General features: G+C 69.5%; 21 protein-coding genes. 12 read left to right on the top strand and 9 right to left on the bottom strand.

Features of this window, described 5'->3' with window-relative positions; translation table 11 throughout:
- Positions 1-3 precede the first annotated feature (3 nt).
- The 4 genes from flhB (at position 4) to GEMRO_RS0108405 (ending at position 4,374) form a co-directional block, all read left to right on the top strand.
- Complete coding sequence (flhB, locus tag GEMRO_RS0108390; protein WP_027133628.1) at positions 4-1,086, top strand: flagellar biosynthesis protein FlhB; 1,083 nt, start codon at positions 4-6, stop codon at positions 1,084-1,086.
- Between the two features lie 119 nt (positions 1,087-1,205).
- The gene (locus tag GEMRO_RS0108395; RefSeq protein WP_027133629.1) at positions 1,206-3,122 is read left to right on the top strand and encodes a bifunctional 5-dehydro-2-deoxygluconokinase/5-dehydro-2-deoxyphosphogluconate aldolase; all 1,917 of its coding nucleotides are present in this window, start codon (positions 1,206-1,208) and stop codon (positions 3,120-3,122) included.
- Positions 3,119-3,919 (top strand): 5-deoxy-glucuronate isomerase, encoded by an 801-nt coding sequence (gene iolB / locus GEMRO_RS0108400; RefSeq protein WP_027133630.1) that lies wholly within the window; start codon positions 3,119-3,121, stop codon positions 3,917-3,919. Before GEMRO_RS0108395 ends, iolB begins: the two co-directional genes overlap by 4 nt.
- A gap of 74 nt (positions 3,920-3,993) precedes the next feature.
- A complete protein-coding gene (locus GEMRO_RS0108405) occupies positions 3,994-4,374 on the top strand; it encodes a hypothetical protein (protein WP_027133631.1) in 381 nt (126 codons plus the stop codon).
- A gap of 28 nt (positions 4,375-4,402) precedes the next feature.
- On the opposite strand, the gene GEMRO_RS0108410 is transcribed toward GEMRO_RS0108405, so the two are convergent.
- Positions 4,403-4,951 (bottom strand): hydrolase, encoded by a 549-nt coding sequence (locus tag GEMRO_RS0108410; protein WP_027133632.1) that lies wholly within the window; start codon positions 4,949-4,951, stop codon positions 4,403-4,405.
- Positions 4,952-5,054: 103 nt separating this feature from the next.
- Complete coding sequence (locus GEMRO_RS0108415; protein WP_157505508.1) at positions 5,055-5,591, bottom strand: hypothetical protein; 537 nt, start codon at positions 5,589-5,591, stop codon at positions 5,055-5,057.
- A 498-nt stretch (positions 5,592-6,089) separates the two neighbouring features.
- Between GEMRO_RS0108415 and rfbF the strand changes: the two genes are divergently transcribed.
- Genes rfbF through GEMRO_RS0108435 form a run of 4 tightly spaced genes read left to right on the top strand, consistent with a single transcriptional unit; the run spans position 6,090 to position 10,336 of the window.
- Positions 6,090-6,863, top strand: a complete 774-nt coding sequence (rfbF, locus tag GEMRO_RS0108420; protein ID WP_027133634.1) for a glucose-1-phosphate cytidylyltransferase — start codon at positions 6,090-6,092, stop codon at positions 6,861-6,863.
- Positions 6,864-6,874: 11 nt separating this feature from the next.
- Positions 6,875-7,912: an NAD-dependent epimerase/dehydratase family protein gene (locus GEMRO_RS0108425; protein WP_027133635.1), complete on the top strand. Its 1,038-nt coding sequence runs from the start codon at positions 6,875-6,877 to the stop codon at positions 7,910-7,912.
- Positions 7,913-7,914: 2 nt separating this feature from the next.
- The gene (locus tag GEMRO_RS0108430) at positions 7,915-9,141 is read left to right on the top strand and encodes a class I SAM-dependent methyltransferase (protein WP_027133636.1); all 1,227 of its coding nucleotides are present in this window, start codon (positions 7,915-7,917) and stop codon (positions 9,139-9,141) included.
- A 13-nt stretch (positions 9,142-9,154) separates the two neighbouring features.
- A complete protein-coding gene (locus tag GEMRO_RS0108435) occupies positions 9,155-10,336 on the top strand; it encodes a class I SAM-dependent methyltransferase (protein ID WP_027133637.1) in 1,182 nt (393 codons plus the stop codon).
- Positions 10,337-10,434: 98 nt separating this feature from the next.
- Here GEMRO_RS0108435 and GEMRO_RS0108440 read toward each other — a convergent pair whose 3' ends face one another.
- Positions 10,435-11,139: an SDR family oxidoreductase gene (locus tag GEMRO_RS0108440; RefSeq protein WP_027133638.1), complete on the bottom strand. Its 705-nt coding sequence runs from the start codon at positions 11,137-11,139 to the stop codon at positions 10,435-10,437.
- A gap of 129 nt (positions 11,140-11,268) precedes the next feature.
- On the opposite strand from GEMRO_RS0108440, the gene GEMRO_RS0108445 reads away from it, so the two are divergent.
- The gene (locus tag GEMRO_RS0108445; RefSeq protein WP_027133639.1) at positions 11,269-12,186 is read left to right on the top strand and encodes a LysR substrate-binding domain-containing protein; all 918 of its coding nucleotides are present in this window, start codon (positions 11,269-11,271) and stop codon (positions 12,184-12,186) included.
- 13 nt (positions 12,187-12,199) lie between these two features.
- Here GEMRO_RS0108445 and GEMRO_RS0108450 read toward each other — a convergent pair whose 3' ends face one another.
- Entirely contained in the window at positions 12,200-13,399 is a 1,200-nt protein-coding gene (locus GEMRO_RS0108450) for a glycosyltransferase family 4 protein (RefSeq protein ID WP_084506710.1), read from the bottom strand.
- Positions 13,400-14,194: 795 nt separating this feature from the next.
- Positions 14,195-15,607 (bottom strand): homospermidine synthase, encoded by a 1,413-nt coding sequence (locus tag GEMRO_RS0108455; protein WP_027133641.1) that lies wholly within the window; start codon positions 15,605-15,607, stop codon positions 14,195-14,197.
- Positions 15,608-15,736: 129 nt separating this feature from the next.
- Here GEMRO_RS0108455 and GEMRO_RS0108460 point away from each other — a divergent pair, with 129 nt between their 5' ends.
- Positions 15,737-16,975 (top strand): serine hydrolase, encoded by a 1,239-nt coding sequence (locus tag GEMRO_RS0108460; RefSeq protein WP_051328852.1) that lies wholly within the window; start codon positions 15,737-15,739, stop codon positions 16,973-16,975.
- A gap of 31 nt (positions 16,976-17,006) precedes the next feature.
- Here GEMRO_RS0108460 and GEMRO_RS0108465 read toward each other — a convergent pair whose 3' ends face one another.
- Positions 17,007-18,617: a BCCT family transporter gene (locus tag GEMRO_RS0108465; RefSeq protein ID WP_027133643.1), complete on the bottom strand. Its 1,611-nt coding sequence runs from the start codon at positions 18,615-18,617 to the stop codon at positions 17,007-17,009.
- A 679-nt stretch (positions 18,618-19,296) separates the two neighbouring features.
- Here GEMRO_RS0108465 and GEMRO_RS32520 point away from each other — a divergent pair.
- Both GEMRO_RS32520 and GEMRO_RS28490 read left to right on the top strand, forming a co-directional pair.
- On the top strand, positions 19,297-21,498 hold the full coding sequence (locus tag GEMRO_RS32520) for a M10 family metallopeptidase (protein ID WP_051328853.1): 2,202 nt from the start codon (positions 19,297-19,299) through the stop codon (positions 21,496-21,498).
- A gap of 70 nt (positions 21,499-21,568) precedes the next feature.
- A complete protein-coding gene (locus tag GEMRO_RS28490) occupies positions 21,569-22,387 on the top strand; it encodes a calcium-binding protein (protein WP_084506712.1) in 819 nt (272 codons plus the stop codon).
- A gap of 10 nt (positions 22,388-22,397) precedes the next feature.
- Here the strand turns inward: GEMRO_RS28490 and GEMRO_RS0108480 are convergent, their stop codons facing one another.
- Genes GEMRO_RS0108480 through GEMRO_RS0108490 form a run of 3 tightly spaced genes read right to left on the bottom strand, consistent with a single transcriptional unit; the run spans position 22,398 to position 24,963 of the window.
- The gene (locus GEMRO_RS0108480; RefSeq protein WP_084506714.1) at positions 22,398-23,342 is read right to left on the bottom strand and encodes a branched-chain amino acid ABC transporter permease; all 945 of its coding nucleotides are present in this window, start codon (positions 23,340-23,342) and stop codon (positions 22,398-22,400) included.
- Positions 23,342-24,256, bottom strand: coding sequence for a branched-chain amino acid ABC transporter permease (locus GEMRO_RS0108485; RefSeq protein WP_027133644.1), 915 nt, complete (start codon positions 24,254-24,256; stop codon positions 23,342-23,344). The genes GEMRO_RS0108480 and GEMRO_RS0108485 overlap by 1 nt, the downstream gene beginning before the upstream one ends.
- The gene (locus GEMRO_RS0108490) at positions 24,253-24,963 is read right to left on the bottom strand and encodes an ABC transporter ATP-binding protein (RefSeq protein ID WP_035484965.1); all 711 of its coding nucleotides are present in this window, start codon (positions 24,961-24,963) and stop codon (positions 24,253-24,255) included. Before GEMRO_RS0108490 ends, GEMRO_RS0108485 begins: the two co-directional genes overlap by 4 nt.
- Between the last annotated feature and the right edge of the window lies 1 nt (position 24,964).

A 24,964-nucleotide genomic window follows, 5' to 3' on the forward strand; every position in this document is an offset into this window, starting at 1 on the left:
CCGATGGCCGAGGAACGGGACGACGACAAGACCGAGGAGCCTTCCCAAAAACGGCTGGACGACGCCCGGGCCAAGGGCCAGGTCGCCCTTTCCCGCGACGTCAGCCACGCCCTGATCCTGGCGACGGCCGCGAGCCTGCTGGTCCTGGCGCTGCCGGCTTTGGGCCCGCAGGCGCTGCTGGCGCTGCGCTGGTACCTGGAACATGCCGCAGCCCCGGCCGGGCAGGTCGACGAGATCCGCGGCCATCTCGTTGCGGCGGCCGTGACGCTGGCGACGGTGGTGGCGGTCCCGGCCGCGGGCTTCGCCCTGGCGGCGATCCTGGCCACGGTGGGCCAGCAGGGCCTGCTCTGGAGCGCGGAGAACCTGCACCCCAAGCTCGAGCGGCTCTCGCCCCTGGCCGGTGCCAAGCGGCTGTTCGGCGGCACGGCGCTGGTGGAGTTCGCCAAGAACGCCCTTCGGCTGGTCGTGGTCGGGGTGGCGTGCTGGCTGCAGCTCCAAGGCGAGCTCGCGGCCCTGGTGGCGGCGGTGGGCCGGGAGCCCGGCGGGATCGGGGGGGAGATCCTCCGCCTGCTGGGCAGGGTCGCCCTGGTCTGCACCTTAGCCGCCGCCGGCTTCGCCGTGCTCGACCTGTTCTGGCAGCGCTTCCGGTTCCGCCAGCGGATGCGGATGTCGCGCCAGGACCTGAAGGACGAGATGAAGCAGAGCGAGGGTGATCCGATCATCAAGCAGCGCTTGCGCCAGATCCGGATGGCCCGCTCCCGCCAGCGCATGCTGGCCGACGTGCCGAGATCCACGGTCGTCATCACCAACCCGACCCACTACGCGGTGGCGCTGCGCTACGAGAACGGCGAGCAGGCGGCGCCCCTGGTGCTGGCCAAGGGCGTCGACCATCTGGCGGCGGCGATCCGCAAGGCCGCCGCCGAGCATGGCGTGCCGGTGATCGAGAACCCGCCGCTCGCCCGCGCCCTCCATGCGATGGCGGAGATCGGCCGGCCGATCCCAGTGGAGCACTACCAGGCGGTGGCCGAGGTGATCGCCCTGGTGATGCGGCTGCGCCGGGACGGCGGCCGCCGCCCGCCCGGCTGACCGCCCCTCTGTCTGATCGCCGTCCCGCCGTCCTGCCGGGTCCGGCGCCGAGACGGCTGGACCATGCCCGCTCTCCTGGTCGATGATGGCGGCAGAAAACGGAAAGTTCGGGTGGGGCGATGACGATCGGTCTCGACGTGGTGACCCTGGGCCGCAGCTCGGTCGACCTTTATGGCGAGCAGGTCGGCGGCAGGCTCGAGGATATGGCGAGCTTCGCCAAGTATGTGGGCGGCTGCCCGGCCAACATCGCGATCGGCACGGCCAGGCTGGGCCTGCGCTCGGCCCTGATCACCCGGGTCGGCAACGAGCATATGGGCCGGTTCATCACCGAGCAGCTGCGCCGCGACGGGGTCGACACCAGCGGCGTCGTCACCGACCCGGACCGGCTGACCGCCCTGGTGATCCTGGGGATCCGCGACCAGCACAGCTTTCCGCTGATCTTCTACCGCGAGAACTGCGCCGACGCGGCGATGCAGCCGGACGATGTCGACCCGGAGCTGGTCGCCTCGGCCAAAGCACTGCTGGTCACCGGCACCCATTTCAGCCGCCCCAACCTGGACGCCACCAGCCGCCGCGCCATGGCGATCGCGAAAGCGCACGGGCGCCGGATCGTCCTGGACATCGACTACCGCCCGGTTTTGTGGGGGATCGGCGGGCATGACAGCGGCGAGGAGCGGTTCGTCGCCGCCGACGACGTGTCGCGGCACCTGCAGTCGATCCTGCCCGGCTGCGACGTGGTGGTGGGCACCGAGGAGGAGATCCACATCGCCGGCGGCTCCACCGACACCCTTTCGGCCCTGCGCCGGGTGCGAGAGGCGGCGCCAGGGGCCCTGATCGTGCTCAAGCGCGGGCCGATGGGCTGCGTCCTGTTCGACGGCCCGATCCCCTCTTCCCTGGAGGACGGGATCACCGGCCAGGGCTTTCCGATCGAGGTCTTCAACGTGCTGGGCGCCGGCGACAGCTTCATGAGCGGGTTCCTGCGCGGCTACCTGCGCGACGAGCCGCTCGCCCAGTGCGCGCGCTTCGCCAATGCCTGCGGTGCGATCACCGTCAGCCGCCATGGCTGCGCCCCGTCCGGCCCATCCTGGACCGAGCTGCAGTCCTTCCTGCGCGAGGGCAGCCCGACCCGGCGGCTGCGCGAGGACGCCCGGCTGGAGCAGCTGCACTGGTCGACCAACCGGCGCCGCCGCCAGGGCCAGGTCCTGGCCTTCGCCTTCGACCACCGCATCCAGCTGGAGAACAAGGTCGCCGAGCGTGGCCTGCCGGCGGAGCGGATCGGCCGGTTCAAGGAGCTGGCCCTGGACGCGGCGCTGGCCGCCACGCAAGGCCGCGCCGATGGCGGGATCCTGGTGGATGCCCGGCTGGGCCAGCAGGCGCTGCACCGCGCCGCCGGCACCGGCCTTTGGATCGGCCGGCCGATCGAGTACCCGGCGACCGTGCCCCTGGCGTTCGAGGGCGGCGACGATTGCGGCTCCAGCCTGAAGGAATGGCCGCTCGACCACTGCGTCAAATGCCTGGTGTTCCAGCATCCCGACGACGACCCGGCGCTCCGGGCAGTCCAGGAGCGCAAGGTCGCGCAGCTGTTCGACGCCTGCCGGCGGACCGGCCACGAGCTGCTCCTGGAAGTGATCGCCTCGAAATCCGGCAAGCCTGTGGACGAGCTGAGCGTGCCGCGCGTGATGGCGCGCTACTACGAGCTCGGCATCCACCCCGACTGGTGGAAGCTGGAGACGCCCGCGGGCGATGGGGGCTGGCGGGCGATCCGCGACGTGATCGTGCGCCACGACCCGCATTGCCGGGGCGTCTTGCTGCTGGGCCTGGAGGCGCCGCTCGACCGGCTGGTCGAAAGCTTCGCCCTGGCGGCCCGCCACCCGGTCTGCCGCGGCTTCGCGATCGGCCGCTCGATCTTCGGCCAGGCCCTGGACGGCTGGCTGGACGGCCGGATCGACGACGATGCGGCAAGCGCGGCGATGGCGGGGATCTATGGCGACCTGATCTCGGCCTGGGATCGGGCGAAGGCGGAGGCGGCCCGATGAGCGACCTGCAGCTGAAGAACCATGCGCCCGATCCCAGCGGCCTCGTCCACCGGGTGACGCCGAGGAGCGCCGGCTGGACCTATGTCGGCTTCGACCTCTGGCGGCTCCATCCCGGCCAGTCTCTCGACCTCGCCACCGGCGAGGAGGAATGGTGCATTGTCCTGATCTCCGGGCAGTGCGACATCGCCATCGCCGAGGGCCCGGTCTGGCCAGGGGTCGGCGGGCGGCCTGACCCGTTCTCCGCCCTGCCGCACTCGGTCTACGTGCCCTGGCACCGGCGGCTGCGCCTGGAGGCTAATGGCTCGGTCGAGCTGGCGATCTGCAAGGCGCCGGGCGGCGGCGACTACGCGCCGCGCCTGATCGCGCCCGACGACGTGCGCACCAGCTCGCGCGGCAAGGGCAGCAATACCCGCTACCCGCGCGACATCCTGCCCGAGGACCAGCCGGCCCACTCGCTCCTGGTGGTCGAGGTGATCACCCCCTCGGGCTGCTGGTCGTCCTACCCCTCGCACAAGCACGACCAGGACGACCTGCCCGAGGAGTCCGCGCTGGAGGAGGTCTACTACCACCGCTTCACCCCCCCGCAGGGCTTCGGCTTCCAGCGCGTCTACACCGACGACCGCTCGCTCGACGTGGCGATGGCGATCGAGGACGGCGACCTGACCCTGGTGCCGAAGGGCTACCACCCCTGCGCCGCCGCCCATGGCTACGACCTCTACTACCTGAACGTGATGGCCGGCCCGAAGCGGGTCTGGAAGTTCAACACCGAGAAGGCGCATCGCTGGCTGCTCGGCTGAGCGGCCCTTTCCCCGGGCAGCCCGGGCGCTAGATGGAATCCGGGACCCACCTCCATCCGGAACCTTGCTGCCCCATGTCGTCCGCACCCGCCAGGACCAGGATCGAGCCCGGCCACCGCCTGGTCCTGCCCGAGCCGCTCGGCACGCTGCGGCCGGCCCGCACCGAGACCCAGCGCTGGCAGCGGCTGGGCATGGCCGAGGGCGAGCTGGTGCTGGGCTGGTCGGCGGGCCAGGTCCTGGTGCGGATCGAGTATCACTGGATCCGCTGGCTGAGCCGGGCGGATCCGGGAGCGGACGACGTCTACACCGCCGAGCTCTGGGCCAGGCGCCCGGCCGGCGACTGGGCCTACCTGATCCTGCCGGGCGGGCCGCGCCTGCGCCTCGTCGAGCATGGCCGGCTGCGGCCCCTGCTGGCACGGCAGCTGGGGGTCGACATCGGCGAACCCTCCGGCTGAGGCAGGCCGGCCCTCCCGGCAAGCGAGGTCAGAGCTGGCGCAGCAGCGGCGCCATCGCCTTGAAGTCCTCGGTGCCGGCCCGCTCCAGCCATTCGAACGCGACCATGTCAGCGGTGACGATCTGCGCCCCGGCCCGGCGCATCCGCACCAGGGCGACCTTCTTGTCGGCCGCCCGGCGCGAGCCCGAGGCGTCCGACACCACCGCCACCTTGCGGCCGCGCGCCAGCAGGTCCAGCACGGTCTGCAGCACGCAGACATGGGTCTCCGCCCCGGCCACCACCAGCGTCTCCCGGTCCAGCATCGCGATCCGCTCGGCCACCTGCGGCTCGCGCAGGGCGGAGAACGCCGACTTCGCCACGATCTCGCCCGGCGCCAGCAGCTCGTTCAGCTCTGCGACGGTGTGGCCCAGCCCCTTGGGGTACTGCTCGGTCGCCAGGACCGGCACGCCCAGCTGCCGGGCGGCGGTCAGGACCAGCCGGCAGCGTCCGATCAGGCTTTCCGGGTCCAGCAGGGCAGGCACCAGGCGGCCCTGCAGATCGATCAGCAAGAGCGCACTGGAATGCGCTGAAAGCAGCATGGAAGGGTTCCTTTGTCGGACGGCTCCGCCTGTCCGCCCATCATCGCCGCCCGGCACCGACAGGTCGATGACCATCCGGCTGCGGGACCGGAGGGAAGCAAGGTCAGGCGGACGGCAGGCCCAGGGCCGCCAGCCGCTGGTCCAGCACCGCCGTCTCCGCCGCCATCATCCGGCGCCGCTCCAGGACCAGCCGCCGCTCCGGCCCGTCCGGCAGGCGTTCGCCGCGCTCGCCCAGGCAGGACAGGCAGCGCTGCCGGTCCTGCCGCATCCGCGCCGCCAGCAGGGCGCGCCGCTCGGGCGGGAGCAGGCCGATGAAGCAGAGCCGGAGCTGTTCCTGGAGCACGCGGAACTGATGGCAGGGCCGGCCATCCAAAGGCCGGCACAGCTCGTCCTCGAGGCGCTGCCGCCCGGCCGGGGTAGCCACCAGGTCGCGGTCCTGCCCGGCCAGGGCCACCACGCCGTCGCGCAGGCCGATCTCGACGCGGCCGAGAACGAAGCTGTCCCCTGGGTCCAGCCAAGGCCGGCACAGGGCCCGGGTGCCGTCGACGGCCCGCCCGACCATCCTGGCGCGATCGTACAGCGTGCCCAGCAAGGCGGCGTCGACCAGCCGCATGGTCGCATCGACCTCCATTGCCGGCATCCCGAATCTCCAGCCCGGGCGGCGTGATCCGCCATGCGACGAGCAGTGGAACCAGACCCGGCGCCGGGCGTCCAGGAAAAGGCGACCGAACGTCGAATGCGAACATTTCCATGAGCCCGGGTTCCCGGCCATGGATGGCAAGCCCGGCCTGGCGATGCTGCCGACCCCCAGATTGTCCGCCTCTGGAGGGAAGGTGCGGCTGCAATGTGGCGCGCATGTCACGTCAGTGACACGCTCTTGGTCAAGTGATCCCAGTCACCTGCGCAATGCTGGCGACAAGCGGGGGATCGGGCTAGGTGGCAGCCGGCGCAACAACGTCCTGCCCCTTTCGCGCCTGTGCAATCCCTCTTGCGCCTGCGCAACAATGCCGCGGAAATCTCGTGCTGCGGCGGATTGCGTGGCTATCAGGCCGTGCGCCAGCTGCCTTCTTGGTAGTACCGGAAAGGCAGCTAGGTCTATCTGGAGTATGGATGTGGCTTTCGACTATCGGTGGAGCTCATGAAGGTTGGAATTCTAGCGGGTGGTCTCGGATCCCGCCTTTCGGAAGAAACCGTCAGCAAGCCGAAACCCATGGTCGAGGTGGGCAGCAAACCCATCATCTGGCATATCATGATGCATTATGCCCATTTCGGGCATAAGGACTTCGTGATCGCCCTGGGGTACAAGGGCGAGTACATCAAGAAATACATGACGGATTACTGTTCGCTGAGCAGCGACCTGACGGTCGACCTGCGGCGCAGCACCGTCGAGCGCCACACCGAATCTTCGCTGGACTGGCGGATCGACCTGATCGACACCGGCCTGAACACCCAGACCGGCGGCCGGATCAAGCGCCTGGCGCCCTATCTCGCCAAGGACGGCACCTTCCTGCTGACCTGGGGCGACGGCGTCTCGACCATCGACCTGGACGAGCTGGTCCGGTTCCACAAGCGCCACGGCAAACTGGCCACGGTCTCGGCGGTCCGTCCGCCGGCGCGCTTTGGCCGCCTGGACATTCAGGGTGACCAGGTGGTCTCCTTCGAGGAGAAGCCGCAACTGGGCGAAGGCTGGATCAATGGCGCCTTCTTCGTCCTGGAACCCGGAATCTTCGACTATATCGACAACGACAACACCCATTTCGAGCGCGAGCCGCTGGAGCGGATCGCCTCCGACGGGCAGTTGATGGCCTATCGCCACGAAGGCTTCTGGCAGTGCATGGACACGGTCCGCGACCGGGTCCGGCTGGAGGAGCTGTGGGATTCCGGCCAGGCACCCTGGAAGATCTGGGACTGAGGATATCTCCGATGCGCGTTCTCGTTACCGGCCATGACGGCTATATCGGCCATGTCCTTGTTCCGATGCTCCAGGCCGCTGGCCATGAGGTGATCGGGCTGGACAGCCTCCTGTTCGACGGCTGCACCTTCCCCGGCCAGCCGCGGGTGTCCTGCCGCCAGATCGTCAAGGACGTGCGTCAGGTCGAGCGGTCGGATCTGGAGGGCATCGACGCCGTCCTGCATCTGGCCGGCCTGTCCAACGACCCGCTTGGCGACCTGGACCCGGAGACCACCTACGACATCAACTGGCGCGCCTCGGTGCGGCTGGCCGAGCTCGCCCGCGACGCCGGCGTGCAGCGCTTCGTGTTCTCCTCGTCCTGCTCGAACTACGGCGCTGCCGGCAACGACTACCTGGACGAGAGCGCCGGCTTCAACCCGGTCACGCCCTATGCCGAGAGCAAGGTCTGGACCGAGCGCGACGTGGCGCCGATGGCCAGCGACCGGTTCAGCCCGACCTTCCTGCGCAGCGCCACCGCCTACGGCATGTCGGCCCGGCTGCGCGGCGACCTGGTGGTCAACAACCTGACCGGGTTCGGCGTGACCACCGGCAAGGTCGAGATGAAGAGCGACGGCAAGCCCTGGCGGCCCTTGGTCCACATCGAGGACATCGCCCTGGCGTTCAAGTCGGTGATGGAAGCCCCGCGCGAGGCGGTCCATGGCGAGGCGTTCAACGTCGGCCAGACCGCCGAGAACTACCGGGTGCGCGAGGTCGCCGAGCTGGTCGCCAAGGTGGTGCCGGACGTGCAGGTGACGTTTGCCAGCGACGCCAGCCCGGATTCGCGCAACTACCGGGTGAACTGCGACAAGATCGCCCGCGTGCTCCCGGCCTTCCAGCCGAAATGGACGGTCGAGGCCGGCATCCGGCAGATCTACGAAGCCTACCGCCAGGCGGGCCTGAGCAAGGACGAGTTCTTCAGCCCGCGCTACATGCGCCTGGCGCACGTGAAGAACCTGATCGCCGGCGGCACCGTCGACGCTTCCCTGACCCATCTGAAGGCGGCCGCCTGACCATGGCAGAGATCGTGAGCTGCCGCGCCTGTGGCCGGCAGCACCTCAAGCCCTTTTTGTCCCTGGGCGACCTGCCGCTCTCCGACGGCTTCATCGCCGAGGCGGACCTGGGCGATCCCGAGCCGCGCTTTCCGCTGGATGTCGCGTTCTGCGAGGACTGCACGCTCGTGCAGATCCTCAAGACCGTGCCGCCCGAGGAGCTGTTCGGCAACGACTATCCCTATTTCTCCTCGTTCACCGACGCGCTGGTCGCCCATGCAAGGGCGAACGTCGAGGCGCGGATCGCCGAGCGCGGCCTGGGTGCGTCCAGCTTCGTGGTCGAGCTGGCGTCCAACGACGGCTATCTGCTGCAGCACTACCAGAACGCCGGCATTCCCCTGCTGGGCATCGACCCGGCGCCGGGACCGGTCGAGGCCGCGCGCAAAAAGGGCATCGACACCCGTCTGGCCTTCTTCGGCCTGAGCGTCGCCGAGGAGCTCGCCGCAAGCGGTCGGCGCGCCGACGTGATCCACGGCAACAACGTGCTGGCGCATGTCGCCGACACCAACGGCTTCGTGCAGGGCATCGCCACGCTGCTCAAGGACGACGGGGTCGCGGTGATCGAGGCGCCCTATGTGCGCGACCTGATCGACCACGGCGAGTTCGACACGATCTACCACGAGCATCTGTGCTACTTCTCGGCGACCGCGCTCAAGGCGCTGTTCCTGCGGCACGGGCTCTATTTCAACCGGGTCGAGCGCCTGCCGATCCATGGCGGTTCCCTCCGGATCTTCGTGGAGAAGATCGACCGGCCGGACGCCTCGATCACCGATCTGCTCGCCGAGGAGCGGGCGCTGGGCCTGGACAAGTTCGGATACTATGCCGACTTCGCCGCCCGGGTGGAGAAGATCAAGGCCGACCTGCGCGCGATGCTCCTGGAGCTGAAGGCCGAGGGCAAGCGGATCGTGGGCTATGGCGCTGCCGCCAAGGGCACCGTCCTGCTGAACTATGCGGGGATCGGTCCGGACCTGCTGGACTACGTGGTCGACCGCAACACCTTCAAGCAGGGCCGCTGGATCCCCGGCGTCCGCCTGCCGATCAAGGCGCCCTCGGTCATCGAGGAGACCAGGCCCGACTATCTCCTGATCCTGCCCTGGAACTTCAAGGACGAGATCATGAGCCAGCAGGCGGCGCACGCGGCGCGCGGCGGCAAGTTCATCCTCCCGATCCCGACGCCCGTCATCGTCTGAGAGAACGTTCAGCATGTCGCACCATGTCTGCAAGGCGTGCGGAAGCACGGACCTCGACCTGTTCTACAAGGTCGACCGGATTCCCGTGCACAGCTGCCTGATGGTGGACACACGCGAAGAGGCGCTGGCGTTTCCCAAGGGCGACCTGGAACTTGGCTTCTGCAACGCGTGCGGGTTCATCCAGAACGTCAAGTTCGACGCCACGCCGCAGAACTACTCCACCGCCTACGAGGAGACCCAGGCCTTCTCGCCGCGCTTCGTCCGGTTCCTGGAAGAGATCTGCGACGACCAGATCGCGAAGTTCGGCCTGGAGCCCGGCAAGACCGCGCTGGAGATCGGCTGCGGCAAGGGCGAGTTCCTGGTGACCTTATGCGAGCGTTCCGGGGCGGCCGGGATCGGCATCGATCCGGGCTACCGGCCGGAGCGCACCGTCAGCGAGGCGGCGGGCCGGCTCCAGTTCATCCAGGACTTCTACGGCCCCAAGTACCGCCACCTCCAGGCCGACCACGTCTCCTGCCGGCACACGCTGGAGCACATCCACGAGGTGCGCACCTTCATGGAGCTGGTGCGCGAGAGCATCGGCGAGCGGCCCCATGTCGACGTGTTCTTCGAGCTGCCCGACGCCGAGCGGGTGCTGACCGAGCCGGCATTCTGGGACATCTACTACGAGCACTGCTCCTACTTCACCTACGGCTCGCTGGCCCGCCTGTTCCGCCGCACCGGCTTCGACGTGACCAACCTCTGGAAGGCCTACGACGACCAGTACCTGATGCTGGAGGCCAAGCCCGTGGACGGGCCGACCGAGGCGCGCCTGGAGCTGGAGGACGATCTGGCCAAGACCAAGGCGCAGGTCGCCCAGTTCCGGGCGGTGATCGGTCCGGAGCTGGAGCGGCTGCGCGCCCAGTTCGAGCGCTGGAAGAACGAGAACAAGCGGGTGGCGCTGTGGGGCTCCGGCTCCAAGGCGGTGTCGCTGATCACCACGCTGAAGATCGCCCAGATGGTCGACGCGGTGGTCGACATCAATCCGCACAAGCACGGCAAGTTCCTGGCCGGCTGCGGCAACGAGATCCTCTCGCCCAAGGCCCTGGCCGAAATCCGGCCGGACGTGGTGGTGGTGGTCAACCCGATCTACCTGAACGAGATCGGCAAGGACCTGGCGGCGATGGGGCTGGAGCCGGAGCTCACCGCGCTCTGACCCTCGCCGGTCCACGCACCACAAGAAAGGCCGCGGCTCCCCTGAAGGACGCCGCGGCCTTGGTCGTTTACCGACCTTGGGCACATGCCCCTTAAGCGTCAGACCGAGCGGGTCAGGCCGCCATCGATCCGGATGTTCTGGCCGGTGACGTAGGCGGCGCCCTCCGATGCCAGGTAGCCGATCAGCGCGGAGACCTCCTCGGCCTTGCCGTAGCGGCCCATGGGGATGCGCGCGCGGCGCTCCTCGGTGGCCGGCAGGCTGTCGATGAAGCCCGGCAGCACGTTGTTCATGCGGATGTTGTCCGCGGCATAGCGGTCGGCGAACAGCTTGGTGAAGGCGGCAAGGCCCGAGCGGAACACGCCCGAAGTCGGGAAGACCGGGTCCGGCTCAAAGGTCGCGAAGGTCGAGATGTTGATGATGGCGCCGCTCTTTTGCGCCTGCATGACCGGGGTGACCAGCCGGGTCGGCCGGATCACGTTCATCAGGTAGACGTCCAGGCCGCGGTGCCAGTCCTCGTCGGTGAGGTCGAGGATCGGCCCGCGCGGGCCGTGGCCGGCGGAGTTCACCAGCACGTCGATCCGGCCCCACTGCTCCATCGCCAGCTCGACCAGGCGCTGCAGGTCGTCGACCGACTGGTTGGAGCCGGTGACGCCAAGCCCGCCCAGTTCCCGGGCCAGCGCCTCGCCTTTGCCCGAGGAGGACAGGATCGCCACCTTGAAGCCGTCGGCGGCGAGCCTTCGGGCGGCGTCGGCGCCCATCCCGCTGCCGCCGGCGGTGACCAGGGCGACTTTCTCTGCGGCCATCGGAGATGCCTTTCGGAGGAGCCGGCGGGGCAAGCCCGGCGGCGGTCATCGGTTGGACCCAGCCTCTATCACTGCTAGGAGGCCGGCTCGAACCAGTTCCGTTCGCGCCTGCCAATAGAAAATCTGCCGATGGCCGAGACTTCCCACCGACTGCCGCCGCTGAATGCCCTGCGGGCGTTCGAGGCGGCCGGCCGGCACCTGACCTTCCGGGCCGCCGCCGAGGAACTGGGGGTCACCCAGGGGGCGGTCGCCCAGCAGGTGCGCAGGCTGGAGGCGCATCTGCAGGTCCGCCTGTTCGACCGCCTGCAGCGCCGGCTGGCGCTCACCGACCAGGGCCGCCTTTATCACCAGGAGATCGTCCGCGCCTTCGGCCTGATCGGCGCGGCCACCGGCCTGCTCCGCCCGGGGCCGGCCCGGGTCACCATCAGCGTGACGCCCACGTTCGCCGCCAAATGGCTGATCCCGCGCCTGCCGGCCTTTGGCCGGGCGCATCCCTCCATCGACCTGCGGATCCTCGCCACCGAGACGGTGTCCAGCTTCCAGGCCGACGGAATCGACCTGGCAGTGCGCCAGGCCCGCCCGCCTTTCGGCGCGGCGCTGGACGCCGACCTCCTGTTCGCGCAGGAGATCGTCGCGGTGTGCAGTCCGCGCCTGCTGGACGGCGGGGAAGGGCCGCAGGATCCGGCGGACCTTTCCCGGTTCGTGCTGCTGCACGACGCGCACCATCTATGGCCGGATTTTCTGGAGAGGGCGTTCGGCCGGCCGGTCGGCCACCTTGGGCGGGGGATGCGCTTCAACCAGACGGCACTCACGATCGATACCGCGATCGCCGGCCAGGGCCTGGCGCTCGCCAGCCTGTTCCTGGTGGCGGACGACCTTGCCGCCGGTCGGCTGGTGCGGGCGATGCCGGCCTGCCTGCGCGGCCCGCTGGACTTCTACCTCCTGTCGCCGCGCGACCGAGCGAGCGAGGGCGCCGCCCGTGCGGTGCGGCACTGGCTCCTGGAGCAGCGGGCGGCACCGCCGCCCGGGGCGGCTGCGGCCGGATGATTGCGGGGCCGGATCAGGCGGCGTTGTTGGCCATCAGGGTCGAGCGGGTGGCGGCGCGACCACCGGTCAGGCCGACATAGACGTTCTCGCAGATCTGGGCGGTGCGCGACCAAGCACATTCCCGGGCAACATGGTCGTAGGCGGCCGCAGCCAGCCGGTCGCGCAGCTCCGCGTCGCCCGCCAGGCGCAGCAGGGCCGCGGCGAACGCGTCGACATCGTCGTTGGGCACCACCAGGCCGTTCTGGCCGTCGCGGATCACCTTGGCCGACCCTGCCGACGACACCACCGCCTTGCCGGCCGCCATGTAGTTCAGCAGCTTTTGCGGGATGCCGTCGCAGACCGTGCGCGGCATCACCGCGATGGCGGCCTCCGCCAGCCGGTCGGGCAGCACCCGGAAGTCGTCGGTCTCGAGGAGGATCGCGTCGCGGATGCCAAGCGAGGACGCCAGTTCCTCGTAGCGCTCGAAGCTGGAGCTGGCGGCCACCACCAGCTGCATGGTCGGCCGCACCGCACGGGCCTTGGCGAAGGCCTTGAGCAGCAGGTCAAAGCCCTGATAGCCAGCCAGCGTGCCGGTGTAGATCACCCGGTCCGGGGCGACCGGCGCCCTGCCGACCGCGCGGGAGAACACGTCCAGCTCGACCCCGTTCATGGCGACGGTGACCTGGTCGCCGGTCAGCCGGCCGCAGTTGACCAGGCGGTCGCGGATGTCGGGCGTGACGGTGACCACATGGTCGGCCAGCGGCGGCAGGTGCACGTCCAGCCAGCGGCCGGTCCCGCCCATCATCCGGCTGATCACGTTGCCGCCATACGAGGGCAGCTCCGATCCCAGCATGGTGTGGGCGTCGTAGACCAGCGGCACCTGCTTGCGGCCGCGTCCCCACCAGGCGGTGAGCAGGCCCTCGACATGATGGGCGTGCACCACGTCGAAAGGCTTGTCGGACAGGAGCTGCCCGATCTTCGCCGCCAGCATCGGATCGTACTGGAGGAGCTTTCTAGGGGTGGGGCCCGGCGCGATCGTGCCGACCTTCATGGTCTTGCTGGTGCGATGCACCGGGAAGGACGAGGGAGCGTCGCTCTCACCTACCGGATAGGTGATCACCTCGACGTCGTGACCGAGCTCCGTCAATGCCTCGGACAGCCGCTCGATTCGCAACGGCGTGCCACGACGTGCCGGGAACGGGCAAGCGGCGACCATTGCGATACGAAGACCCATCTGCACTCCTACAACCAGTAGACGACCCTACACATAGTGTGCCTACGCGATGTTGCCTGCGGCATCATAGCGTTGCATGGACGATCGGTCAGACCCACCACGATGCAACCCACGCAACCCCATATATAGGTTTCGTGATGACTCGGCACGGAGAGAGATCCCGGCCAGGGCAGGAACCGCTCCGATCTGACCCGTGGTTGCCGTCGGCCAGCCACGAGGCGCCGGCCAGCGCCACGTCATCAGTGCAACGTAACCGAGCCGCCTGCACAAGTGCGAAAACCGCCATCATCCGCGCCACCGCACGATTCCCGCAGCACTGCGGCGGGAATCCCTGCTGCCACCGGGCGAGAAGCTGATTCTCCCACCAAAAGCCGTGAATTCTTCTTTGGATTATTCGGCCCGGGAGCAGATTGCCTCGATCTTTGCCCAGAGGGTTGCAGGTCCATCTCGCAGCCGGATCATGCAATCTTGTAAGATGTTCTCGATATTTTGGTGCACTTCCGGATGGACAACGTTTCATCCGCCTCTGGCCCGGCCAGGCCATTGCGGCCCTTTCCGGACCACATGCAGCGCCGCCCCGGCCAGGATGGGCAGGGACGGTCGAACATCGGGACAGGGAAGAACGGCCGGGATCGCATCGGGGGCGATGGCATTGGTGGGGATCAGCCCGCCGCGGGGGAATGCGGCGCTCGCCTGCTGACCTCGATCCCGGCCTGGACAGGAGAGTGCCGCAGGCCGGCCCGTTCCGCTGTGACCATTATCACCAGGCGGAAAGGGCCGGGCGCTTTTCTGGGCTCAGCGGACCAGGATGTTCTTGAACTGCCAGGGATCGGACGGGTCCAGGTCCTCGGGAAACAGCACGCCGCGGTCCTGCAGCGGCGTCCAGTCGCTCCAGGCACCCACCACCGGGCCCAGATAGGGGCGCGCCACCTCCATCACCCGGCGGTGGTCGAGCTGGTCGGCCTCGACCATGCCCATCGCCGGCGATTCGATCGCCGCGACCACCCCGCCCAGGACCCCGGCCGCCACCTGCAGCGAGGTCGCGCTGTTGAACGGGGCCAGCTCGCGCGCCTCGTGGGTGGACAGCCGCGAGCCGTACCAGAACACGCCCTTGGGGTTGCCCATCAGCAGGACGCCCAGCTCGTCGATCCCGTCGCTGATCTCGTCCATCAGCAGGCGCTGGGCCGGCTGCATCTGCCAGTTGCGCCCGGCGAACTCGTGCACCGACAGCACCGCGTCGTCGCAGGGGTGGTAGGCGTAGTGCACGGTCGGCCGCCAGGTCACCGTGTCGCCATCGCGGCAGGTATAGTAGTCGGCGATCGAGATTGCCTCGTTATGGGTGATCAGGAAGCCGTGATACGGGCCGGCCAGCGGCGTCCAGCTGCGCACCCGGGTCGAGGCGCCCGGCCGCTCCAGGTAGATCGCGGCGTCGCAGCCATAGCCGTGGCGGCGGCCTTCGGCCGGCAGCTGCTTCTCGTGGGTGCCGAAGCCCAGCTCCGCCGGCTGGCAGCCCTCGCCCACGAAGCCGTCGATCGACCAGGTGTTGACGAACTCGCCGGGCTTCTTGGGATGGCCGGCCGCCACCTGGGTGTCGCGCTCGGCGATGTGCACCGCCTTGATGCCGAGGTCGCGCATGAGCACCGCCCAGCCGGCCCGGTCGACGGGTTGCGCGCAGGCGAGCCCGGTCTCCTCGGCCATGCGCAGCAGCGCTTCCTTGACCAGCTGCGACACCAGCCCGGGATTGGCGCCCTGGGCGATCACTGCGGTGGGGCCAGCACCCAGCTCGCGGCCCAGCTGCAGCGCCACCTCGCGCATCCCGTAGTTCGAGCGCTCCGACGCGGACTTGGAAAGGTCGGTGTAGCCGCCGGCCCAGGGCTCGATCACCGTGTCCAGGTAGAGCACCTGCAGCTCGCGGGCGAGGCGGACCATCGACACGCTCTCGACGTCGACCGACAGGTTCAGGAGGAAGTCGCCCGGACGGAGCAGGGGCTCCATCACCGCGCGGTGGTTCTCCCTGGTCAGCGGCTGGACCCGGTACTCCACGCCGAACCGCTCGGCGGCGGCCCGGCCGCGCTCGTCGGCGGTCACGATGGTGATCCGGTCCGGCGACGGCACCACGTGGCGCAGCAGCAGCGGCAGGACCGCCTGCCCGATCGAGCCGCAGCCCACCATGACGATGCGGCCGGAAAACTGGGTGGCAAGGGTCATCAAGATGCTCGCAGAGCCTGGGGTGGACGGGATGGTGCCGGGCCTCGCCAGCTGGCGACCGGATTACAATGAAGTCGTGCGGGCGTCGCCCGGCTCCACTCCGCCGCCCTCGCAGGGGATAAGGGAGCGATGGATGTCACCACCCAGGGAACCGAGATGAGGGAGCATGGTCGTGGCCGCAACAACATCCTGGCGCTGCTCGCCCTGCTGCTGGGCGCCGGCCCGGCCGGGGCGGAAGAGCAGGCCGTGAACCAGCCGGCCGCGCTGGAGCGGCTGTTCGAGCAGGCGGAGATCCGGCCGGAATGGTTCACCGCCGACTTCCTGGCCCAGGTCCCGCTCGGCCAGGTGGAGGCGCTGCTGGCGCGGCTGGCCCGGCAATACGGGCAGGTCCGGGGAGTTGCCGCGGCGGGCGAAGGGCGCTTCGTCGTGAGCCTGGAGCGCGCCACCGTCCCGGCCACGGTCACCCTGGACGAGGACGGCCGGATCACCGCGCTCCTGCTGGAGCCGCCGGTCGCCTCGGCGGGCGGGCTGGACGAGCATGTGGCCGCGATCGCGGCGCTGCCCGGACAGACCTCGGTGCTGGTGACCACCGATGGCAAGATCGTCGCGGCGCATCGGCCGGAGGCGGTGATGGCGGTGGGCTCGGCCGGCAAGCTGGCGATCCTCGAGGCATTGCGGATGACTGTCGAGGACGGTCGTCTGCGCTGGGACCAGGTGGTGCGGCTGGATCCGGCATGGCGGTCGGTGCCCTCGGGCATCTTGCAGGACTGGCCGGACGGATCGCCGCTCACCGTCGCCAGCCTCGCGAACCTGCTAGTCTCACTGAGTGACAACACGGCGACAGACGCGGTGCTGGAACTGGTTGGTCGCGAAAGCGTCGAGGCGATCAGTCCGCGCAACGACCCGTTCCTCTCCACCCGCGAGATGTTCGTGCTGAAGGCCCGCAGCCATGCCGACCTGCGTGCAGAATGGCAACAAGGGGATCGCGCGGCGCGCCATGCGCTGCGCGCACGGCTGGCGGGGATGGCGCCGCCGCAAGCCGCCGGGCAGGAAACACGGCCGACTTTGGAAGCGGAATGGTATTTCTCGGCGGGGGAGCTCTGCGCCCTGCTGGAAAGCACGGCCGACCTGCCGGCTTTCCGGATCGAGTCCGGCCCGGCACAAGAAGATGCCTGGCACAGCGTCGCCTACAAGGGCGGGTCGGAAGCGGGCGTGCTCAACCTGTCGATCCTGGTGGTCGGCCAGGACGGCGCCCGCCACTGCGTTGTCGCCAGCTGGAACGACGACCAGCCGCTCGAGGCCGAGCGGCTGATCGCCTCCTATCGCGGCCTGCTCCGGTCGCTGCGGGCCGGGGCGCCGGACGGCTGACCCGGCCCGAGCGCCGCGCGCCGGCCTGGGATCAGCGCGGCTCGGAGCGCAGCCCCTGGACGATGGCGTAGCAGGCGCCCAGCAGCACGATGGTGAAGGGCAGGCCGGTCGACACCGACATCGCCTGCAGGGCGGTGAGCCCGCCGCCCAGCAGCAGGGCGATCGCCACCAGGCCCTCGAACACCGCCCAGAACACGCGCTGGGACACCGGGGCGCTGACCTTGCCGCCGGCGGTGATCGTGTCGATCACCAGCGAGCCGGAATCCGATGAGGTCACGAAGAACACGATCACCAGCACGATGCCGATGAACGAGGTGATCGCGGCCAGCGGCAGTTCCTGGAGCATCAGGAACAGCTGCAGCTCCAAGGCACCGCCCGCGGCCGCCTCGTAGCCGCCGACCAGCTGGCTGATCGCGGTGCTGCCGAACGCAGTCATCCAGAACACCGACACGATCGAGGGGATCAGCAGCACGCAGACCAGGAACTCGCGCACGGTGCGGCCACGGGAGATCCGCGCGATGAACATGCCGACAAACGGCGACCAGGAGATCCACCACGCCCAGTAGAAGGCGGTCCAGCCCTGGCGGAAATTGTCGTCGCTGCGGCCGAACGGGTTGGACAAAGCCGGCAGGTATTCGACGTAGACGATCAGGTTGTCGATGAACCCGGTCAGGATCAGCAGGGTCGGCCCGACCGCCACCACGAACAGCAGCAGCAGGCCAGCCAGCACCATGTTGATCTCGGACAGGCGCTTCACCCCGGCTTCCAGGCCGGCGACCACCGAGACCAGCGCGATCGCGGTGATGCCCAGGATCAGGAACACCTTGGAGGCGTCGCTGGAGGGGATGCCGAACAGGTAGTTCAGGCCGGCATTGGCCTGCTCCGCCCCGAAGCCCAGCGAGGTGGCAAGCCCGAACAGGGTGGCGAACACCGCCAGGATGTCGATCACGTGGCCGGGCCAGCCCCAGACCTTCTCGCCGAAGATCGGGTAGAAGATCGAGCGCACCGTGAGCGGCAGGCCCTTGTTGTAGGAGAACAGCGCCAGGGCGAGGCCCACCACCGCGTAGATCGCCCAGGGATGCAGGCTCCAGTGGAAGATCGTCGCGGCCATGCCCAGGTCGCGGGCGGCCGCGACGTCGCCGGCAGCACCGCCCAGCGGCGCCCAGCTCTCCGGCGAGCCGGCACCCTCGGCCACCGAGGAGCCGTAGTGCGAGAGCGGCTCGGAGACGCCGTAGAACATCAGGCCGATGCCCATGCCCGCGGCGAACAGCATGGAGAACCAGCTGATGTAGCTGAAGTCGGCGACCGCCTCGCGTCCGCCCAGGCGCACCTTGCCCAGCGGCGTGACGATCAGCACCAGGCACAGGATCAGGAAGACGTTGCCGGCGAGCAGGAAGAACCAGTCCAGGTTAGAGGTCAGCCACTCGCGCAGGCCGCTGAACAGCGGGCCGACGCTTTCCTGGAGCGCCAGCGTCAGGACCACGAAGGCGACGATGGTCAGGCCGGAGATCGCGAAGACCGGATTATGGACATCCAGCCCGAACGGGCCGATCTTCGCCTGGATATTGTCCTGGCCGACAGTGTATTCTGTTTCAATGAGATTGGCTGCGCCATCAGGAAGACGCTCTGCTACGTCCGTCATGGCCGCTCCTTTCGTCCGGTCGTTCGATCGTGGTGGCTTTTCCGGGTATCCGGTCTTTCCCATGCTGGGCGGCGATCTATCCTATACTGAATATCGAGCTCCTGTCGTTCGGCATGACGCGATCGGACAGGACCTGGAGGTCCTGGCGGGGGGATCCGCGGGGGATCGTGTCGGTTCTGGAGACGACCGCGCGGGTCGCGAGGGCAGCAGGCTGCATGCGGCCCAAGGCCGGCAGCAGCGCCCGTCGACTGGCCGGACGATGCCCGCCCGGCCGATCAAAGAAGCCCGATCCTAACCACACCATGGCCCAGAATCCAGGTTGGGCTCTTCAACCGCGCCATGTGCCTGCCGCATGGGCTCGGATCCATGCGGAAAAGGAAGCGCCGGACGGGGTCCGGCTGGTCCTTTCTTTCCGGGCGGACCCTGTAGATGGGCGCAGAAACCACACAGCTATCGGCATGGCTGCCACAGTGCGGCCCCTGCATGCCGCCAAGGGTAACAGGGCCCTTTTCTCACGGCCGGAACCGTTCATCTGTGCACACGCCTCCTTCCGGCGACCGGAGAGGCGCGGCTGCCGGTCGCGACGGCGGACGTGCATCCTCTTTTGGACCCTTCTGGGGTTCCACCACGTTTCTTCCAGGTCCCGTTCCGGGCCGACGCATCTTCTGGACCGCTTGGCATGGCTCGTCTCTCGGCAGTCTCGGCGAACGACACCCCTTCCGCTTCGACCTATCTCTCCGACTCCCCGTTCGCCTACGTCACCACGTCCGGCGACCTGGCGATCGACGGGATCAGCGGGCCGACCAAATGGGGCACGGTGCAAGGCGGCCCCGCCACCGTCACCTACAGTTTCGGCGAGACCGGCTCGAGCTGGATCGAGGGCTATGCCGAGCCCCGCACCGGCTACCTGCCTTTGTCGCAGGGGCAGCGCGAGGCGGTGCGCAGCGCCCTGGACGCCTGGGCCACCGTGGGCGGGATCCGGTTCGTCGAGGTCAAGGAGACCGGCGAGGCGCAGGGCGACATCCGCTTCGCCGTCTCCGGCATCCCCGAGACCGCGGACGCGCGCTATCCCGGCGAGTACACCTCGGCCGGCGATGTCTGGCTGGGCAGCACCGACCACCGCCCGAACAGCGACCTGGCCGCCGAGCGGGCCAAGTACGCGCCGGGCGGCTATGCCTACTACGTGATCGTGCACGAGATCGGCCACGCGATCGGCGCCAAGCACCCCCACGAGACCCTCGGCCGCAACACCGTGCTGCCGCCGGAGGACGACTGGCGCGGCGCCAGCGTGATGTCCTATCGCGACGCGCCCTCCGACCCGGTGCAGAGCGGCGCCTCCGCCAGCATCTACCCGACGGCGCCCATGGAGCTGGACGTCGACTGGATCCGCTCGGTCTACGGCAACTCGGCGAACAGCAACCGCGGCGACACCGTTTATCGCTGGGATCGCGGCGAGGCGATCCTGGAGACGATCGTCGACGATGGCGGCGCCGACCGGCTGGACTGGTCCAACCAGAAGAGCGCGGTCGAGTTCGACCTGCGCGGCGGCTGGCAGAAGGCCGGGCCGGTCTACCGGTGGGACAAGGGCTCGCGCGACACGACCCTGTTCCTTCATGGCGAGGACGCCATCGAGGACGCGTTCGGGGGCAGCGGCAACGACCAGATCCGCGGCAACGCCAAGGCCAACCACTTGGCCGGCAACGACGGCGACGACCTGCTGGCCGGGCGCGGCGGCGACGACCTGCTGGAAGGCGGGACCGGCAACGATCGCTACCTGGTCGAGAAAAATCCGGGCAGCGACCGGATCGTCGACATCGGCGGCAGCGGCGACCGCATCGAGTTCGCCGCGGGCTTCCTGTTCGCCGACCTCCTGTTCACCACCTCGGCCAACGACCTGCGGATCCAGTCGTCCAACGCCAAGGCGCCGCTCGACCTGCTGCTGGTCGACCAGCTCCTCTCGGCCGGGATCGACGAGCTGCGCTTCGCCGACGACAGCATCCAGCGCTGGAACGGCAGCTCGTTCGGCTCCGGTACCGGCGGCGGCTCCGGTACCGGCTCCGGCACCGGCGGCGGCACGCCGTCCCCGGACGCGAACGCGCCGAGCGAGCTGGCCGACTTCCTGATCCTGACCGACGGCAACGACCGGGTGGCGACCCTGGGCGGCAACGACGTGGTCTTCGCCAAGGGCGGCAACGACTGGGTGGATGGAGGCAACGGCAACGACTGGCTGATCGGCGGCGCCGGCCTGGACGAGCTGATCGGCGCGGATGGCGACGACAAGCTCGATGGCGGCGACGGCAACGACCAGCTGTTCGGCGGGGCCGGCAACGACGTGCTGCGCGGCGGCGGCGGCGCCGACATCCTCCAGGCCGGCGACGGCGCCGACATCGCCTATGGCGCGGTCGGCGACGACACGATCTTTGGCGGCGAGGGCGACGACCTGCAGCTGGTGGGCGGCGTCGGCAACGACACGGTCTATGGCGGGGCCGGGCGCGACTCCCTGGACGGTGCCAGCGGCGACGACATCCTGGACGGCGGCGACGGCAACGACCTGATGGTGGGCGGGGCCGGCAACGACCAGCTGGGCGGGGCCGGGGGCGACGACGTGCTGCGCGGCGGCTTCGGCAACGACCGGCTGATGGGCGGTGCTGGCAACGACGAGCTGAACGGCGGGTTTGGCAACGACGTGCTGGTCGGCGGGCCCGGACAGGACACTGCGATCTTCAACGGCACCATCGCGCAGTATCGCTTCACCGATATGGGCGGCGGCGTTACCGAGGTACGTCATTTACCGGCGAACGGCATCTGGTACGGTGCCGACCTGTTGAGCGAGATTGAACTGGTGAAGTTCGGCAACGCCGCGCCGATCCCCTTCGGCTGAGGCAGGCTGCCTCCCCAGGGAGAGCCCGGCGCTGCCTGCCTGTTCTGGAGAAACGAAGGGAGCGCCCGCCATGCCGACCCAGGCTGTTTTGACCCCCAGCCTCGTGCCGACCGAAGGCGACGACCTGCTGCTCCTGAGCGAGGGCGACGACACGATCGACGCTCTGGGCGGCGCCGACCTGGTGTTCGGTCGTGGCGGTGACGACGACATCATGGGCGGGCTTGGCGCCGACCATCTGGTGGGCGGAAACGGCGACGACCGGCTGCGCGGCGGGTTCGCCGCCGACCTCCTGGACGGCGGCGACGGGCTGGACCTGCTGCAGGGCGATGCCGGCGACGACATCCTGCGCGGCGGGGCCGGGGTCGACCGGCTGGAGGGCGGCACCGGCGCCGACATCCTCTACGGCGGCCTTGGCAGCGACATCCTGGACGGCGGCGAGGGCGCCGACCGGCTGCTGGCCGGCGGGGTCGGCGACGACACCATCACCGGCGGCAGCGGCGTCGACCTGCTGGACGGCGGCTCGGGCAACGATTTCGTGGACGGCGGCAGCCAGGCGGACCGGCTGTTCGGCGGCGGCGGCAACGACACGCTGCGCGGCGGCGAGGGTCAGGACGTGCTGTTCGGCAGCTCCGGCGACGACCGCCTGGAGGGCGGCAAGGACAATGACCGGATGACCGGCGGGTTCGGCAACGACATCCTGGACGGCGGCACCGGCATCGACATCGCCGAGTATAGCGGCCGCCCCGACCAGTACGCGATCACCCGCGGCATGGACGGGGTGGTCCAGGTCCGCCACCTGCCGGGCAACGTGCCGAGCTTCGGCACCGACATCCTGCGCGGGATCGAGTTCATCGAGTTCGGCAACGGCGCGGTGATCAACCTCCGCTGAGCTGCCGGCGTCAGCCTGCCGCTCGCCGGCGCCGGAACAGGCCGGCCGGGCGGAACAGCAGGACCAGGCACAAGGCCACGCCGATCGCCGCCACCTGCAGGGCGGCCGCCTGCGCCTTGCCCTCCGGCGGCACCGCCAAGTCCAGCAGCATCCCCGACCCGGTCCAGATCGCCCAGACCAGCACCGCCCCGGCGATCGCCCCCTTGTGGTCGCCGGAGCCGCCCACGATCAGCATGGCCCAGACCTGGAAGGTCAGGATCGGCAAAAAGTCCTCCGGCGCGATGAAGCCGATGAAATGGGCATAGACCGCGCCCGCCAGCCCCATCACCATCGCCCCGATCACGAACGCCTCCAGCCGGAAGCGGAAGGCGTGCTTGCCCAAGGCCGAGGCGGCTGTCTCGTCCTCGCGGATCGCGCGCAGCACCCGGCCCCAGGGACCGGCGGTGAGCGCCGCGAAGCCCCGCCAGACCAGCGCCACCAAGGCCGCCACGAACAGCAGATAGGCCAGGTTCCAGGCTTGGCCGCCGCCGATCGCGTCGTGGAACGGCCGCGGGATGAAGTTCATCCCGAACGGCCCGCCGGTCAGCACCTGCAGGTTCAGCGCCACCAGCTGCAGGGTGACCGCGATGCCGAAGGTGGTGATCGCCAGGTAGTCGTGGCGCAGCCGCAGGGCCGGGATGCCCACCACCAGCGCGAACAGCCCGGCGCAGAGCATCGCCCCGGCCATGCCGACCGGGACCGGCAGCCCGAACCCGCCGATCCGGGCGGGATCGTCCGGGGTGGTCAGGATCGCGCTGACATAGGCGCCGACCAGGACGAAGCCGGCGACGCCGACATTGAACAAGCCGGTGAAGCCCCATTGCAGGTTCAGCCCGAGCGTCACCAGGGCATAATAAAGGGCGATCACCAGGAAGAAGGTCAGGTAGGCCAGGGGCCCGGCCAGGAGCTCGACCATCAGCCGCGTCCCCCGAACAGCCCGGTCGGCCGGACCAGCAGGATCAGGATCAGCAGAACGAACGCCACCGCGGCGCGGTACTCGGCGCCGACCAGCGGCACCGCCAGGCTCTCGGCCAGCCCCACGATCAGCCCGCCCAGCACCGCGCCATAGACCGAGCCGATCCCGCCCAGGATCGCCGCGGCGAACAGGGGCAGCAGCAGGTCGAAGCCGAGCGTCGGGCGGATCTGCACGGTCAGGCCGGCGAACACCCCGGCCACCGCCGCGAGGCCTGCGCCGATCACCCAGGTCCAGCGCACCACCGCCTGCACGTCGATCCCGGTCACCGTGGCCAGCTGCGGATTGTGCGCCACCGCGCGCATCGCCCGGCCGAGCGTGGTGCGGGTCAGGAACAGGTGCATCGCCACCACCAGCATGCCCGCCAGCGCCAGCACCGCGACCTGGTCCGGCGTCACCCGCACGCCGCCCAGCACCGAGCGCGGCAGCACCGCCAGGGCGATCTGGATGTCGCGGCTGTAGTATTCCGGCACCCCGCCAAAGCCGAAGAACAGGAGGTTGCGCAGCGCCAGCGCCGCGCCGAACGAGCCGATCACCAGGGTGATCGCGGTGCCGGTGCGGCCAAGCCTTTCGAACAGCAGCCGGTCCAGGAGCAGGGCCAGCAAGGCTGTCGCCAGCATCGCGGTCGCCAGGGCGGCCAGGAGCGGCCAGCCGAACGAGAGCGGGCCGAAGCTCGCGCCGGAAAAGGCCTGGAAGAACCCCAGCGCCACCAGCGCCACATAGGCCCCGAAGGTCAGGAACTCGCCATGGGCGAAGTTGGCGAAGCCCAGGATCGAGTAGGTGAGGGTGACGCCGATGGCGCCCAGGCCGATGATCGAGCCCAGGATCAGGCCGTCGGCCAGAAGCTGCAGGATCATCGCGCCGCTCCGCCCAGATAGAGTTGCGCCAGGTCGGCGGAAGAGCGCAACTCGGCGGCCGGGCCCTCGACCTGCTCGCGGCCCTCGACCAGCACATAGGCCCGGTCGGCCAGCGCCAGGGCGGCCTTCACGTTCTGCTCGACCATCAGGATGGTGACGCCGGACGCGCGCACTTCCGCCAGCTTCTGGAAGACCTGGCCGACCAGCTTGGGCGACAGCCCGGCCGAGGGTTCGTCCAGCATGATCATCGCCGGCTCCACCAGCAGGGCGCGGGCCACCGCCAGCATCTGGCGCTGCCCGCCGGACAGCCGGCCGGCGGGCAGGCCGCGCTGGCGCGCCAGGTCGGGGAACAGGTCGAACATCGCCTGGACCCGGGCCTTGCGGCGGCGGCCGAGGTAGAAGCCGGCCAGCTCCAGGTTCTCGGTGATGGAAAGGTTGGCGAACACGTTCTCGGTCTGCGGCACGAAGGCCAGTCCCTGGCGGATCAGGCGGTGCGCCGGGATGGCGAGGATGTCCTGGCCGTCGAACGCGATGGTGCCGGAGGTCGCCGGCACCAGACGGGCGATCGCCTTGATCAGGGTCGACTTGCCAGCCCCGTTCGGGCCCAGGATCGCGACGATCTCGCCGCGCTCGACCCGGATCGAGGCGCCGCGCACGATCGGCAGGCCGGGCTCGTAGCCGGCCACCAGATGGTCCACCCAGAGCATG

The sequence above is a fragment of the Geminicoccus roseus DSM 18922 genome, assembly GCF_000427665.1.
Lineage (GTDB): Bacteria > Pseudomonadota > Alphaproteobacteria > Geminicoccales > Geminicoccaceae > Geminicoccus > Geminicoccus roseus.